Raw genomic sequence first — 14,996 nt, forward strand, 5'->3', positions numbered from 1 at the left:
GCGGAAACCGCAACTGGCCCATGGACCTCGAGGGGCCCGAGGCGGTAGCTTCACTCAAGTGTTGTTAGAGACCCCGGGTGCCGGCCTCTTCGCCGGCTACACTCCCCTCCCCGGCGCCTACGACGAGCTGTTTGGTCCCGGCGGCGCCCCTCGACCCGAGTTCCTGCGCACTGCCACGCTCCTCGGCGCGTTCGCGCCGAACGAGTTCGCGCGCGCGCAGCAGCTCGCGGAGCTCGCCCTGCTCAACCAGGGCGTCACCTTCTCGGTCTACGCCGACCGGCGCGGCGCGGAGAAGATCTTCCCGCTCTGCCTCATCCCCAGGATGCTCTCGGCGGCGGACTGGGCCCACATGGAGCGGGGCCTCGAGCAGCGCGTCCGCGCGCTCGGCCTGTTCCTCGACGACATCTACGGAGAGCAGCGCATCCTCCAGGAGGAGCGCGTCCCCCGGGACCTCGTCCTCGGCTCCGGGCAGTACCTGAAGCAGGTCCACGGCCTGCGGCCCCCGGGCGGCGTGCGCATCCACATCGCGGGCGTCGACATCATCCGCGACCCGACCGGGACCTTCCGCGTCCTCGAGGACAACCTCCGCACGCCCTCCGGCGTCTCCTACGTCCTGGAGAACCGGCTGATCAGCAAGCGCGTGCTGCCGCACCTGCTCGACAAGGCGCAGGTCCAGCGGGTCGACCACTACCCGGCCCGGCTCGCCGAGACGCTGCGCTCGGTGTCGCCCGTGGCCCCGGGCGGCACGAGCGCCGTCGTGCTCACGCCGGGGCCGTACAACTCGGCGTATTTCGAGCACAGCTTCCTCGCGCGCACGATGGGGCTCGAGCTCGTGCAGGCCCCCGACCTCTTCGTCGATCAGGACCAGGTCTTCGTCCGGACCACGCGCGGCCCGCGCCGGGTCCACGTGATCTACCGCCGCATCGACGAGGCGTTCCTCGACCCGGAGGCCTTCCGCCCGGACAGCCTGCTCGGCGTGCGCGGCCTGATGCGCGCCTACGCCGCCGGCAACGTCGCCCTCGCGAACGCGCCCGGCAACGGCGTGGCCGACGACAAGGCCGTGTACCCGTTCGTGCCGGAGATGATCCGCTACTACCTCGGCGAGGAGCCGATCCTCGAGCAGGTGCCCACCTACCTCTGCATGCGCGAGGACGACCGCCGCTACGTGCTCGAGCACCTCGAGGAGCTGGTCGTCAAGGCGGTCGACGAGGCCGGCGGCTACGGCATGCTGATGGGCCCGCAGTCGACCGCCGCGCAGCGCGACGAGTTCCGCGCGCGCATCGAGGCGACGCCGCGCCGCTACATCGCGCAGCACCGGGTCGAGCTCTCGACGAGCCCCACGTGGGACCCGGCCGTGAAGGCCGCCGTCCCGCGCCGGCTCGACCTCCGCCCGTACGTGCTGACGGGCCGCGACGGCTCGTGGGCGCTGCCCGGCGGCCTCACGCGCGTCGCGCTCGTGGCCGGCTCCTACGTCGTCAACTCCAGCCAGGGCGGGGGCTCGAAGGACACATGGGTCCTGAAGGGCCCGTCGGACGGCGGGCAGAGGATCCCGTCGATCGGCGCCGGGGCCCCGCCCCCCGGCGCCGCGAACAACCACCTTTCCAGCGCGCCGCCGCCGTCCGAGCCCCCGGAGGCCCTTTGATCTCCCGCGTCGCCGATCACTGCTTCTGGTTCGGCCGCTACCTCGAGCGGACCGAGAGCACGGCGCGCATCCTCGCCGTCACGCAGAACCTCGCGCTCGACGCCGAGCTCCCGGCGCACCAGTGCTGGCTGCCGGTCGTCATCGTGGCCGGGCAGAAGGCGCACTTCGGCGCCGTGCACGGCGAGGACGCCGCGGCCGACGGCGAGCTCGTGCAGCGCTACATGAGCTTCGACGACGAGAACCCGACGAGCCTCCGCAGCTCGAGCTCCGCGGCGCGCTTCAACGCGCGGTCGATCCGCGAGGTGGTGAGCCTCGAGGCGTGGGAGACGGTCAACGAGCTCCACCTCTGGATGAACGGCGAGCAGGCGCTGGAGGAGTTCAGGTCGAGCCGCTACGCCTTCTACCGGCGCGTCCGGCAGCTCACGCAGCTCTGCCTCGGGGTCACCCAGAGCACGATGCTCCACGACACGCCGCTCGATTTCATCTGGCTCGGCGTGCTGCTCGAGCGCGTCGGGCAGACCGCGCGCACGCTCGACGTCCACCACCACGCCCTCACCAACCTGGAGCAGCCGCTGTCGGACCGGAACGGCCAGGCGCAGGCGCAGGCGCAGGGCGGCGTGCGCAGGCGGCACCGGGTCGTGGAGACGGCGCTCTGGCTCTCGCTCCTCCGCGCCTGCTCCGGCTTCGAGCCGTTCATGAAGCTGAACCAGGGTCAGGTGAACGCGCAGGCGGTCGCACAGTTCCTCCTCTTCGAGCCGCGCTTCCCGCGCTCGATCCGGCACTGCGTGCACGCGGCGTTCGCGCGGCTCTGCGAGATCCGCCCGCCGGAGAGCGCGACGCTGCCCGGGGGCGAGGGCCTGGAGCGGCTGCACCTCTTGCACCAGTGGGTGACCGACAGGGCCACCGAGCCGTTCGATCCGGTCGACGTGCACGCGGCGCTCACCCACGTGGTCGACGAGACAGCCACGATCTGCGACGGTATTGGCCGCGAGCTGCTCGGTTACGGGCCGCCCGACAGCAATCCCCCTGCGACGAGCCAGTAGCCAGACCCGCCAGAATCCTCCATGCCGAACCTCCTCGCGATGTCGTTCGAGGGCGAGCTCGCCCCGTGCTTCGACCTCACCTGCCTGCGCCCCGGAGGCAAGCTGCCCGACGGCTGGGGCATCGGCTACTACCCGGGCGGCGAGCCGAGCGCCACGGTGCTCAAGGAGCCGGCGCCGCCGCAGGGGAGCATCCGCAGCGAGCTCGTGAAGGCGTGGGAGCACCTCGAGTCGTCGCTGCTCGTGCTGCACATCCGCACGGCGACGTGGGGGAGCATCAACGACGCGAACACGCAGCCTTTCAGCCGGAGCTGGGGCGGGCGCGACTGGCTGTTCGCGCACAGCGGCAGCCTCGTCGACCGGATCGAGGTCGACCCGAAATCGCTCTTCCAGCCGGTCGGCTCGACGGACACGGAGCTCATCCTGTGCGAGCTCCTGCGCTGGATGGCGTCGGAGGGACTCCGGAGCATCGGCGACATCGACCCGGCGGTGCTGCGCGACTGGTTCGACGAGATGAACGAGCACGGCCCGCTCACGTCGGTCCTGGCCGACGGCCGCGATCTCGTCGTCTACGCGGATCGCGATCGCGAGGGGGACGCGTTCCTGTGGGAGGTGCTGCCGCCGTACGAGCGCCTGGCGTTCGGGGACGACGACCTCGAGGTCGACCTCACCCGCCGGGGCGTCAAGAGCCGCAAGGGCGTCATCGTCTCGTCGGAGGAGCTCAAGGTCCACGCCGGCGCGCAGCCGGCGGCGTGGGCGCGCGTCCCGCCGGGCCACCTCGTGGTGCTGCGGCAGGGCGCGCTCCGGGCCACGGCGTCCCCGCAGATCGATCGGCGCAGGCCGTCGCCCTCCACGCCGCCGCTCTCGTCGCGCCCGGTGCGCCGCCCCACGCACGCGGCGATCCGCCGCTTCCAGGTGGTGCACCGCACGGCGTACCACTACGCGACCGCGGTGGAGCGCAGCACGCACCTCCTGCGGCTGACGCCGGCGCACGACCGGCTGCAGATATTGCTGCACAACGAGGTCGACGTGTCGGTCGAGGGGCAGCAGCGCGAGTACGACGACGTCTTCGGCAACCGCGCGCGGCGGGTGCTGCTCGACACGCCGTTCAAGGAGCTGATCATCGAGTCCCGGTCGAAGGTGGAGCTGCTCGACACCGACCCGCTGAGCTTCCGCCCGCTGCGCGCCCGGTCGACGATCCCGCTCGTGTGGATGCCGTGGCAGCGGCAGATCCTGCAGCCGTTCCTCCTGCCGCCGGAGCTGGCGGAGAGCGAGCTCGCGGAGCTCAGCGAGTACGCGATGACCTTCGTCGAGCGGAACGACTACGACCTGCTCGACACGCTGCTCGATCTGAACGCGTCGATCTTCGAGGAGTACGAGTACAAGCAGGGGTCGACCAACCTGTCGACGACGGCGTTCGACGTGTACGCGAACCGCCGCGGCGTGTGCCAGGACTTCGCGAACCTGTTCATCTGCCTGACGCGGCTGCTCGGCGTGCCGTCGCGCTACGTGTGCGGGTACATCTACACGGGGCCGAAGCACGAGAACCAGCGGCAGAGCGAGGCGTCGCACGCCTGGGTCCAGGTGTACCTGCCGGAGATCGGGTGGAAGGGCTTCGACCCGACGAACGGCGTCCTGACGCAGACCGATCACATCCGCGTGGCGGTCGGGCGGAACTACATCGACGCGACGCCGACCTCGGGCACCATCTTCGTGGGGGGCGGGGCGGAGCGCCTCGAGGTCGACGTGCGGGTCGAGCCGATCGACTGAGCGGGCGGGCGGCTCGGGGCCGCCCGGCGCTCAGGTCCTCGGCGCGGCTCAGGGCCGCGTGGCGAGCCAGCTTGCGTCAGCTGCGGCTCAGGGCCTCGTGGCGATCCAGTAGAGGAGCGCCGTCCGGCTGAGGCCGTCGTCGAGCTCGGTCAGCTCCTGCGCCGCCTCCCAGGCCGCCTCCTTGTCGACGGTCGCCTGCGCCGCGATCAGGAACGCGCGCCAGGGGTCGGCGGCGTCCTGCGTGGTCTCCGAGATCGTGGGCCACGCGTCCTCGATCCACTTCCTGGAGATGAGCGACTCCGAGATGGGCGTGATCGGGAGCAGCTGGATCCCGTAGACGTACTCGGGGTTCGCGCCAAACCACGTCGAGAAGTCGGCCTTGGTAGACCAGAGGACGCCGACAGCGTGGTTGTCCTTGAACGGCTCCGGGTAGATGGTGCTGTCCGCGGGGATCTGCCAGTACGTCTGCGCGGAGGCCGTCTCCACCGCGAGGAGCACCCGGCCGATGTTCTTCACGTCCTCGTCGTCGAGCGCGTCGCCGAGCAGCTGCAGGCTGTACCACGCGTTGACGGCCTCGGACGTCGACTCCTGGTTACGGCCGTCAGCGAACGGCGTCAGCCCCGACGCCCAGGAGTGGCCCCGGAACCAGTCCACGTTGCGGAACGGCGTGAAATGCGGGTCCTTCGCGCTCGGGTTCGCGATGTCCCGGACGAGCCAGAGCACCTTGTCGGCGTAGCTGTCGCGCCAGGTCTCGTCGCCCTTCGCCAGCACGGCCGCCGCGTAGAGGAAGTAGCCGTAATGGAAGTGGTGATCGTTGTAATAGCCCTGGCCGAAGTCCGCGTCCTTGTCCGCCAGGCCGTTCGTCGTCACGACGCCGCCCCAGGTGGTGTCATAGACGAGGGGGTTCGCGTTCTCTCCGTTGAGCCACGGGTTGATGAGCGACTTGAGCCGCGCCCTGAGCTCCTCGGCGAGGTCCGCCTTGCCGACCGCCTCGGCGATCTGCGCGAGGCGCGCGAGCTTCGCGAGCTGCTTGCCCCCGAAATACGGGTCTGTGCCGACGACGTCCTCGGCGGGCGTGAACCCGCGCTCCTCCTCGAGGGCCGCCACGACGGCGTCGCCCCACTGGTCCGAGACGCGGCGCGGCGCGTCCCAGGTGATCGTGCTGAGGTCGTACACGAGCTCCCAGCTCGACCCGGAGACGCCCTTCATCTGGCCGATCACGGTCGGGTACGCGAGGTCCACCGTCTCGGCCTTCTCGAGGTGCTCCGCGTGGTGCGGCAGGGCCATGGTGAGCAGCTCTCCCTCGCCCTTGGTCTCCCACTCGAAGCGCACCGAGGCGGTGTCCTCGGTGACAGTCGCCTTGATGTCGCCGCCGACCGGGATGACGGCGGCGTGCTCGTCGAGCACGGCCGCGGCGTTCGGCCCGGGCACGAGCGCGAGGCGGAGCGAGCCCGTATACGGCTCCTCGGAGTTCATCAGGAGGGCGTCCCACTCGAAGCTGATGGCGGGAGACGCGTAGAGGACCCACGTCTGACCGTTGTTGAGCTCGATCTCGAACCGATCGCCCGCGACCTCGGTGGGGCTCGTGGACTCGCCGTTGACCGAGGTGATCGCCACGCCGTCGCCGGCGCGCACGGAGGGGGTGAGCCCGTCGTACATGGTCGTCACGTACGGCATGCCGTACACGATGGGCGCCGTCATGGTGCCGCCCTGCGCCGCCCACTCCACGGTGACCGAGAGGGGATCGAACGACCGGATCACGTGGCCGGTGAAGGCCTGGCGCGCGCTGAGCCCGAGCTGCGTCAGATCAGGCGTCGTGACGGACGCGCTCGCCACCACGACCTCCGGCCGGGAGATCGACAGCCCTTGTCCGAGCGCCTTGAGGTCGTACGGGGCGGCGTTGATGCGCTGATCGCCCTCGCCGAGCGCGAAGTTCATCCAGGTGGTGTTCGTGGGGAGCGGGGTCTCCAGCTCGTCCAGGGCAGCGCCCGGCTCGAGCGGGTGCGGCGCCGGCGCGAACTCCGGCTCGACGACCGAAATCGGCTTGCCGCGATCGAGCTCCCACACCTCGACCACCTCGCCGCCGCTCCCGCCGTCGCCCCCGCCGCTGCCCCCGCCGCCGCCGGTGCCGCTGCTCGGCGGCGCCGGCGGAGGGTCGTCGCCGCAGGCGGCGATCGCGCAGAGGCAACTCAGCAAAGCAAAAGTCCGTACCATCGGATGCCTTACAATCATGATCCAGCTCCCTCGCTCCAGCGCTCATCGCTCCACCTGACGTGAGGCGAGTCGAGGGATGAGCCCTGGTGTCGTGGCAATTTCAACGATCTGCAAGCAAAGGTCCAAGATTCTTTCATGAAGCGCGTGATCCGTCCAGCCCGGAGAGCGCGCTCCAGGCCATGCCGCGCCGCGCGCGAGGCCCTCGCGACGGCATCCGACAGGCGATCGTCGCCTCGCACGCCGCGAGTCCGCCATGACGTTGTCCGGCAGTCCAGGCGATCCCTTATCTGGATCTGGTAACCGGCTTTGCCGGCGCCTTCACGGCGGCTTTCTTCGCTGGCGCCCTGGCCGCGCTCTTCGCGGCTGGGCTCCTGGAAGCTGCGCTCTTCGCGGCTGCGCCCTTGGTCGGCGCAGGCGGCGCGGGCGGCGTGAGCGCGCCGCCGCCCCCGCGCACGAGCGCGAGCACCGCGTCCGCGTGGCCGTCGACCTTCACGCCGCTGAAGGCGTGCTTCACCTTGCGGTCCGGGCCGATGATGAAGGTGCTCCGGATCGCGCCCGTCACCTTCTTGCCGTACATCGTCTTCTCGCCGTAGGCGCCGTAAGCGTTGTGCGCGGCGAGCTCCGGGTCGCTGAGGAGCGTCACCCCGAGATCGTATTTGTCCCTGAACTTCCGGTGGCGCTCGACGGAGTCGCGGGAGACGCCGAGCACGACGGCGCCGGCGTCGCCGAACGCCTGGAGGGCGGCGGAGAAGGCCTGGTTCTCCCGCGTGCAGCCGGGCGTGTCGTCCTTTGGATAGAAGTAGAGGACGACCGTCTTGCCCGGGAAATCGGCGAGGCTCACCGCCTTGCCGCTGTCGCTTTCGAGGGAGAAATCCGGGGCCCGGTCGCCTGCATTCAACATCGCTTGCTCGCTCCTTGTCGGATCGGGGCATGGGGGACTGCCCCCCTCGGCCCCTCGGGGCGAGCACGATACACGCGCCGTCGCCGGCGTACCACAGGCCGGCGTCCGGCGCGCCGGGCTGGTCGACGCGCCCGCTCCGCGGAGCCGGCGAGTCGATCGATCCCCGGCGCCCGGCCGGGGTCCCAGCGCTCAGGGCCAGCCCGGGTCCGGCTCGGGGGGAGCATGAATCCCGTCCCAGAGCGCCCGAACGGCGTGGGCGGGCCAGGCGTCCCGGAGCCTCGGCCGCGCCGGGCCGCGCGCGCCGTGCGCGCCGTGCGCGCCGTGCGCGCCGTGCGCCCCGTCGAAAAGCGACCGCGAGCCGTCGTGCGGGTGCCGCCGGGCCCACGCGTACATCGCGTCGCGCGTCGCGCGGTCGGCCATGGCGTCGAAGATGCTCATGCCGGCGGCGATGCGCCGCTCGAGGATCGCGAAGCCGCCGACCTGGATCGACGCGTGCGTGCACGGCAGCACGACCGGCGCCTCCTGCCCGAGCGCCTCGGCGAGCGCGACGAGCGCCCGCGCGATCGGGAACCGGCGGTGGTGCACGACGCGGCGCTCGATGAGGTTCTGCTCGTTGGTCACGAGGTCTCTCACGAGCGCGCGCTCGAGCGCGGGGTGCGGCTGGCCGGCGCGCCGCGCCTGCTCGTGCCGGGCCCAGGCCTCGCGGACGAACCGCGAGCACCTGCCGGGCCGGAGCTCGGCGCTCCGCCCGAGCAGGTGGTGGAGCACATGATACCAGGCGTCGTAGAAGATGAGGTGATTGGCGCGCTCCAGAAAGAGAAAGAGCTCTCGCAGCGCGAACGGGGCGATCGCGCCGTCGCCGCGGTCGAGGATCACCGCGACCTCGGTCATGAGGGAGCCCGCATTGCGCGACACGAGGTGCGCCATGAGCAGCCAGGGCAGATCCGGCGGATGGGCGCGGGTGAGCGCGTAGAGCTCGAGGTAGCTCTCCGTACGGGTCACATTGTCGAGGTTCCGCTCGTCGAGCTCGGCGAGCAGCGCCGCGAGGCGCGCCAAGTCGGCGCGGCCCGACGCTTCCGAGCACACCATCTCAACCATGGCGGGCGTGGTTGCACGCGCCCGGCCACGCACGCGCCCGGCCACACGCACGCGCCCGGCCACGCACGCGCCTGGCCACGCACGCGCCTGGCCACGCACGCGTCCGCCAGCGACACGCGCCCAGCCTCTCGCTCGCCGGCCCATGGCGCGCGTCCGCCAACGACACGCGCCCGCCGACGGCGCGAGCCGGCCAGGGCACGAGCCCGGCCACGAGAGTTCACGTCTTTCCGGTTCTCGCGGCGCCCCCTGTGGGCCCGTGTGAGGCAGCGCGCGGAAGAGCGTCCCGGGCTGGCTTGCCGCCACCGGTCAACCGCGGTACCAAAGCCCTGTTCGTGAGACGCACTGGACGGCGTCATCGAATGAGACAGCACCACCGCCGCTGGAGGAGATCATGACCCTACCCGTCCCCGTGTACATCGTCGCAGCGGCCCGGACGCCGATCGGCGCGTTCCAGGGTGCACTCTCGCCCTTGCCCGCTCCCCGCCTGGGCGAGGTCGCCATCCGGGCGGCCCTCGAGCGCGCAAAGCTCTCTCCGGATGCGGTCGAGGAGGTGTTCCTGGGCAATGTCCTGTCCGCTGGCATCGGGCAAGCTCCCGCCCGGCAGGCCGCCATCTATGCTGGCATCCCGACCAAGGTCCCGGCCACCACGGTGAGCAAGGTCTGCGGCTCGGGCCTCCAGGCCGTCATCTTCGGCGCGAAGACGGTGGCGCTCGGCGACGCGGACATCGTGGTCGCCGGCGGCATGGAGTCGATGTCGAACGTGCCCTACTACCTGCCGCAGGCGCGCTCCGGCTACCGCATGGGCGACGGCAAGCTCGTGGACGGCATGATCCACGACGGCCTCTGGGACCCGTACGGCAACTTCCACATGGGCACCGCGGGCGACGCGTGCGCCAGGGAGCACGGCTTCTCGCGCGAGGCGCAGGACGAGTATGCGAAGGAGAGCTTCCGCCGGGCGCTCGCGGCGCAGCGCGAGGGGCACTTCGCCGCGGAGATCGCGCCGGTCTCGGTCCCGCAGAAGAAGGGCGACGCCCTGGTCGTGAAGGACGACGAGGGCCCGCCGGCCGGCAAGCCCGAGAAGTTCGCGTCGCTGAAGCCCGCCTTCCAGAAGGACGGGACCATCACGGCGGCCAACGCCTCGTCGATCAACGACGGCGCGAGCGCGCTGGTCCTGGCGAGCGAGCGGGCGGTCAAGGAGCACAAGCTGACGCCGCTCGCGCGGATCGTCGGCTATGGCGGCGCCGCGCAGGCGCCCGAGTGGTTCACGACGGCGCCGGCCGCCGCGATCGCGAACACGACGAAGAAGGTCGGCCTGACCACGGACCAGATCGACCTGTTCGAGGTGAACGAGGCGTTCGCGGTGGTGGCGCTGGCCGTGAACAAGCTCGCCGGGCTCGACGCCCAGCGGGTCAACGTCCGCGGCGGCGCGGTCGCGCTCGGCCACCCGATCGGCGCGAGCGGCGCCCGCATCCTGACGACGCTGCTCTTCACCATGAAGGACCAGAACGCGAAGCGCGGCCTGGCGACGCTCTGCATCGGCGGCGGCGAGGCGCTGGCCGTCGTCGTCGAGCGGTGATCCGGCCGCAGGCTGTCGTGCGCGGCGTGCGCGACGTGCGCCACGTCGACGCCTTCGCCGCGCGCACGCCGACGCTGCCGCCGGCGACGCACACGAACAGCTACGCGCTCGGCGGCAGCGAGGTGCTGCTCGTCGAGCCTGCCACGCCGTACGAGGACGAGCGCCGGGAGTGGCTCGCGTGGGCGCGCGGCCTCGCCGCACAGGGGCGGAAGGTCGTGGCGATCGCGGTGACCCACCACCACGCCGACCACGTGGGCGGCGCGCGCTTCTTCGCGTCCGAGCTCGGCGTGCCGGTCTGGGCCCACGCCGAGGCGGCCCCGCGGCTGGGGGACGTGCCGATCGCGCGCCGGCTGGCCGACGGGGACGTCGTGCGGCTCGGCGGGCCGGAGCCGATGGCGATCCGGGTGCTCCACACGCCGGGGCACGCGCCGGACCACCTCTGCTTCCTCGACGAGGCGCAGGGCGTCCTGGTTTGCGGGGACATGGTGGCGGGCGTGGGGACCATCCTGATCGACCCCCGGGAGGGCGACATGGCGGTGTACCTGGCGCAGCTCGAGCGGCTCGCGGCGCTCGGCGCCCGGGTCGCGCTGCCCGCGCACGGCGGGCCGATCGACGCGCCCGAGGAGCTGTTCCGGCGCTACATCGCGCACCGGCTCGGGCGCGAGCAGCGGGTGGTCGCGGCGCTCGAGGCGGCCAGCGAGGGCGGCGCGGGCGGCGCGACGCTCGAGGGGCTGCTGCCGGTCGCCTACGCGGACACGGCGCCCCTGCTCTGGCCGCTCGCGCGGCTGAGCCTCGAGGCGCACCTGATCAAGCTGGAGCGCGAGGGGCGAGCGCAGCGCAGCGACGACCGGTGGCGGCGCGCGGCGGGCGGCGGTGGGTGACGCCTGACCGGCGCGCCGGCTCCACGCTTCGCGAGCTGCCCTGCTCCGGCGTCGTCCCTGCGCGTACGACCTCGATCGTCCCCGCAAGTACGACCTCGATGCGCCTCCGTGCGCCCGAGCGGCGTCGCTCGAATGGCACCATGATCGCGCGCTGAGCGATTCTCGAGAGGCGGACGCCTCGGCTACTCTCCGGCTCGAGGTGACCGATGAACGACCGTCGACTCGTCTGGCTCGCATTGCTATCGCCTGCGCTCGCGGCTGCGGCCTGCGCCGTGAGGCCCGATGAGGGCCCGACCGCGACGACGCGCGCGGCCCTCACGTTCATGGAGGACCAGCGGCTCGCCGAGCCGGCGCCGGCAACGCTGCGACTCTTCGGCTTCGCTGTCGCCGGGAGCGGGAGCACGGTGCTGATCGGGGCGCCGGGCGAGGGTGGCCTGAGCCGAGGTGCGGCGCACGTCTACACCGTGGCCGGAGGGGCCGCGACGTTCTCGACGACCCTCGAGCCAGGCGACGGCGAGGACGGCATGCGGTTCGGCCGGCAGGTGGCGATCGACGGCGACACCGCCGTGGTCATGGCCGGCGCCGACTACGAGGCGAGCGCGATCGAGGAGCGCATCTATGTGTTCGGCCGGGCAGGCGAGGGCTGGTCCGAGCAGGCCCTTCTGGGGATCCCGGAGGTCATCGTCGGTGGCCTGTCGACAATGGCCGTGGACGTGGACGGCGACACGGTCGTGGCCAGCGATGTGTGCGAGGACGGCGATGTCGCCGTGGGCCGGGCTTTCGCGTTCACGAGGATGGCTGGCGTGTGGTCGCCGCGGGTGGAGCTCGTGCCGGACGACAGCCCTCGCGGGCTCGGCTGGTCGGTCGCGCTCTCGGGCGACACCGCGATCGTGGGAGCACCCCAGGACGACCCCGATGGGCGCTACAACGCTGGATCGGCGTACGTGTTCGTGCGCGAGGGCGGCGCGTGGACGCAGCAGGCGAAGCTCGTGCCGCCCGACAGCAGCGTGAACCTGGCCTTCGGCACGTCGGTCGCCGTCGAGGGCGACACGGCGGCGATCGGGGCCAAGAGCGCCGTGTACCTCTATGCGCGCCACGATGGCGAGTGGACGCAACAAGCGAAGCTCACGCCCGCGCTGACCGGGGCCACGGCGACCGGGGTGCAGCTCCTGCGCAACGCGGTGCTGGCGGGGTTCGTCGGCGCGAACGAGCAGAAGGGCGTCGCCTCGGTGTTCTACGGCGGAGGAGCGACGTGGATGGAGGCGCGCACGCTGGCCCCGTCGGATGGTCATCCGTTCGATTTCTTCGGCTGGAGCACCGGTTATGCTGGAGGGAGCGCGATCGTCGGGGCCCCCTACCTGGGCGAGGCGCCCAGCCGCGCCGGCGCGGCGTATGTCTATGCGCTGCCGTCCCTCGATGGCGGGAGTTGCGCCGCAGATGAGGATTGCCTGAGCGGCTCGTGCCTGTCGGGCGAGTGCGTCCCTGCCGGCAGCGGCGCGACGGGCGCGGGCGGCGCGGGCGGCGCGGCGGGCAGCGGCGGCGCGGCGGGCGCGGGCGGCGGCGCGACGGGCGCGGGCGGTGCGGCGGGCGCGGGCGGCAGCGGCGGCGGCGCGGCGGGCAGCGGCGGCGCGACGGGCGCGGGCGGCGGCGGCGTCGGCGCGGGCAGCGGCGGCGCGGCGGGTGCTGGCGGCAGCGCTACCGGCAGCGGCGGCGACAGCGCGACGGGCGCTGGCGGCGGCGCTACCGGCAGCGGCGGAGACAGCGCGGCGGGCGCTGGCGGCGGCGATGGCGAGGGCGACGGCGGTGAGGGATGTCAGATGGGCAGCCCGGGTCAGCCGGCGCCGCGCGCTCCGGCGATCGGCTTCGTCCTCTTCGCGCTCGCAGCCATATCCGCCCGGCGATCCAGGGGCTGAAAGGCCGGGGACCATCCCTGATCCATCCGAGGGAGGGCGACATCGCGGCAATCGCGGTCGCCCACGCGCGCCTTGTATCGAGGCTGTTCAAGGGTCGGCAGCCGCCCTCATGGACCCCGCGCGAGCATGGCGCGCAGCAGGCCGCTGTCGGCGAGGATCGCCTCGGGCTCGATCTGGGTCGACGGCGGCTTTGCCGGCGCGGCGGGCGATGATCGAATGCTAATCTGGCCATCGAGGAGCGCCCATGTCGGATCCGTACGACCTGCAACGATTCGTGGACGCGCAGGCTTCGGTCTATGACCGCGTCCGCGCCGAGCTGCGCCGAGGAGAGAAGACCAGCCACTGGATGTGGTTCATTTTCCCGCAGCTGCAGGGCCTGGGCTACAGCGCCATGGCTCAAAGGTATGGCATCGCATCGAAGGCCGAAGCCGAAGCCTATCTGCAGCACCCCACGCTCGGTCCGAGGTTGATCGAGTGCACTCGCCTCGTGAACCAGATCGAGGGGCGTTCGCTGTATGACATCTTCGGTAGCCCCGATGATTTGAAGTTTTGCTCGTCGATGACCCTGTTCGCCCGCGCGGCTCCCGACGAGGGGGCCTTCCTCGCGGCGCTCGAGAAGTACTGCGACGCCGAGCCCGATCCGCAAACGCTCGCGCTGCTCGAGTAGCGCCCTGTCGTCAGGGTTTGCGCAGCAGCGGATTGCGACGTTGCGCCGGCGTGCCATGGAGCAGGCGATGTGGCCCTCCGCTCCGCCATGGCGCCGCCACCTCTGAGCTGGGTCCTCTCCTCGTATTTTCCCGTAGTTTCGCGGCGGCACGAAGTCTGCTCGTGGCCGAGCGTCATGCCGACGTTCGAGCACAACGCCCTCGTCGAGATGTTCCGTGAGGACATCTCCGGCGCCGAGGCAAGCAGGACGTTTGCGGTCATTGGGGAGAGCGGCAAGCGGCAGGGGTCGCACGTGGTCGAGACGAACGGCCAAGCGCTCGTGGAGCAACTCAAGACGATCACCGGCAAGAGGCACGTGGTGTTCGAGGAAGGGACGCAAAGCAGGTGGCTCTACGAGATCCTCTCGCCGCACGCGGAGGAGATCGTGGTGGCGATGGTCTCGGAGAGCCGAGGCCAGAAGAGCGACGAGCGCGACGCGTTCCGGCTGGCCGAGCAACTGCGCACGGGAGCGATCAAGACGCGCGTGTTCAAGGAGGTGGGCGAGTACAAGACGCTGGGCGAACTGGGCCGCACCCACGCGATGATCGTGCAGGACGTGGTGCGGGTGCAGAACCGGATCAAAGCGTTGCTTCGGTCGCGCGGCGTGGCCGTGGCGGGCAAGAGCGTGTACTCGGAGCAGGGCCGCGGGGAGTTTTTGGAGAAGCTGCCCAACGCGAGCCGTGCGGCGGCGACGATGCTCTACGCGCAGTACGATGCGGTGGAAGCGGTGCGGTGGCGAGCGGAGAAGGGCCTCGTCGCCGAAGCGCACCGACACCCGATGAGCCGGGTGCTCGAGTCGTGCCCTGAGCTGGGGCCGATCCGGGTGGCGCAGATGATGCCCATCGTCGTGTCGCCGGCGCGGTTCCGGACCAAGCGGCAGTTCTGGTCGTATTGCGGCCTCGGGATCGTGATGCGCTCGACGTCGGACTGGATCCAGAACAAAGAAGGCGGCTGGAGGCGGGCCGAGGTACAGAAGACGCGCGGCTTGAACCTGAATCACAACCGCACGCTGAAGAACGTCTTCAAGGGCGCGGCGACGACGGTGATCACGCAGCTGCCGAACGAGCCGTTGCAACAGGACTACCAGCGGCTGATCGATGCGGGCACGAAGCCGAACCTGGCGAAGCTGACGATCGCCCGCAAGATCGCCGCGATCGCTCTTTCGATGTGGAAGAGCAAGGAGAAGTACGACCTGACGAAGCATCGCAAGCAAGGCTAAAGGCTCGTCTCACGTGTGGATTTATCAATCCCCAGCA

11 protein-coding genes are annotated in these 14,996 nt (G+C 71.3%); 8 read left to right on the forward strand and 3 right to left on the reverse strand.

Features of this window, described 5'->3' with window-relative positions; all coding sequences use genetic code 11:
- Positions 1-58 precede the first annotated feature (58 nt).
- Genes WME85_RS42345 through WME85_RS42355 form a run of 3 tightly spaced genes read left to right on the forward strand, consistent with a single transcriptional unit; the run spans position 59 to position 4,452 of the window.
- The gene (locus tag WME85_RS42345) at positions 59-1,642 is read left to right on the forward strand and encodes a circularly permuted type 2 ATP-grasp protein (protein WP_437829798.1); all 1,584 of its coding nucleotides are present in this window, start codon (positions 59-61) and stop codon (positions 1,640-1,642) included.
- Positions 1,639-2,685 carry an alpha-E domain-containing protein gene (locus WME85_RS42350; protein WP_437829801.1) on the forward strand — a complete coding sequence of 349 codons (1,047 nt, stop codon included), beginning with the start codon at positions 1,639-1,641 and terminating at the stop codon, positions 2,683-2,685. The genes WME85_RS42345 and WME85_RS42350 overlap by 4 nt, the downstream gene beginning before the upstream one ends.
- A 21-nt stretch (positions 2,686-2,706) precedes the next feature.
- On the forward strand, positions 2,707-4,452 hold the full coding sequence (locus WME85_RS42355) for a class II glutamine amidotransferase (protein WP_437829802.1): 1,746 nt from the start codon (positions 2,707-2,709) through the stop codon (positions 4,450-4,452).
- 87 nt (positions 4,453-4,539) lie between these two features.
- Here WME85_RS42355 and WME85_RS42360 read toward each other — a convergent pair whose 3' ends face one another.
- The 3 genes from WME85_RS42360 to WME85_RS42370 form a co-directional block, all read right to left on the reverse strand.
- The gene (locus WME85_RS42360; protein WP_437829804.1) at positions 4,540-6,648 is read right to left on the reverse strand and encodes a glycosyl hydrolase; all 2,109 of its coding nucleotides are present in this window, start codon (positions 6,646-6,648) and stop codon (positions 4,540-4,542) included.
- A 301-nt stretch (positions 6,649-6,949) separates the two neighbouring features.
- Positions 6,950-7,567 (reverse strand): peroxiredoxin, encoded by a 618-nt coding sequence (locus tag WME85_RS42365; RefSeq protein WP_437829807.1) that lies wholly within the window; start codon positions 7,565-7,567, stop codon positions 6,950-6,952.
- A gap of 189 nt (positions 7,568-7,756) precedes the next feature.
- Positions 7,757-8,665, reverse strand: a complete 909-nt coding sequence (locus WME85_RS42370) for a DUF2515 family protein (protein ID WP_437829809.1) — start codon at positions 8,663-8,665, stop codon at positions 7,757-7,759.
- A gap of 391 nt (positions 8,666-9,056) precedes the next feature.
- On the opposite strand from WME85_RS42370, the gene WME85_RS42375 reads away from it, so the two are divergent.
- From WME85_RS42375 to WME85_RS42395, 5 genes are all read left to right on the forward strand, one after another.
- Positions 9,057-10,241 carry a thiolase family protein gene (locus WME85_RS42375; RefSeq protein ID WP_437304743.1) on the forward strand — a complete coding sequence of 395 codons (1,185 nt, stop codon included), beginning with the start codon at positions 9,057-9,059 and terminating at the stop codon, positions 10,239-10,241.
- Complete coding sequence (locus WME85_RS42380; RefSeq protein WP_437829812.1) at positions 10,238-11,122, forward strand: MBL fold metallo-hydrolase; 885 nt, start codon at positions 10,238-10,240, stop codon at positions 11,120-11,122. The genes WME85_RS42375 and WME85_RS42380 overlap by 4 nt, the downstream gene beginning before the upstream one ends.
- 206 nt (positions 11,123-11,328) lie before the next feature.
- Positions 11,329-13,035, forward strand: coding sequence for an FG-GAP repeat protein (locus WME85_RS42385; protein WP_437829815.1), 1,707 nt, complete (start codon positions 11,329-11,331; stop codon positions 13,033-13,035).
- Between the two features lie 244 nt (positions 13,036-13,279).
- Positions 13,280-13,702: a DUF1810 domain-containing protein gene (locus tag WME85_RS42390; RefSeq protein WP_437829817.1), complete on the forward strand. Its 423-nt coding sequence runs from the start codon at positions 13,280-13,282 to the stop codon at positions 13,700-13,702.
- 69 nt (positions 13,703-13,771) lie between these two features.
- On the forward strand, positions 13,772-14,959 hold the full coding sequence (locus WME85_RS42395) for an IS110 family transposase (protein WP_437829820.1): 1,188 nt from the start codon (positions 13,772-13,774) through the stop codon (positions 14,957-14,959).
- The last annotated feature ends 37 nt before the right edge of the window (positions 14,960-14,996 follow it).

The organism is Sorangium sp. So ce1153 (assembly GCF_051521595.1).
In the GTDB taxonomy this organism is placed as follows: Bacteria; Myxococcota_A; Polyangia; order Polyangiales; family Polyangiaceae; genus Sorangium.

Bases quoted from the DNA above. Each gene is read 5' to 3' on its own strand.
- WME85_RS42390 (WP_437829817.1), top strand. From the start codon at position 13,280: ATGTCGGATCCGTACGACCTGCAACGATTCGTGGACGCGCAGGCTTCG.
- WME85_RS42370 (WP_437829809.1), bottom strand. From the start codon at position 8,665: ATGGTTGAGATGGTGTGCTCGGAAGCGTCGGGCCGCGCCGACTTGGCG.
- WME85_RS42385 (WP_437829815.1), top strand. From the start codon at position 11,329: ATGAACGACCGTCGACTCGTCTGGCTCGCATTGCTATCGCCTGCGCTC.
- WME85_RS42365 (WP_437829807.1), bottom strand. From the start codon at position 7,567: ATGTTGAATGCAGGCGACCGGGCCCCGGATTTCTCCCTCGAAAGCGAC.
- WME85_RS42375 (WP_437304743.1), top strand. From the start codon at position 9,057: ATGACCCTACCCGTCCCCGTGTACATCGTCGCAGCGGCCCGGACGCCG.
- WME85_RS42355 (WP_437829802.1), top strand. From the start codon at position 2,707: ATGCCGAACCTCCTCGCGATGTCGTTCGAGGGCGAGCTCGCCCCGTGC.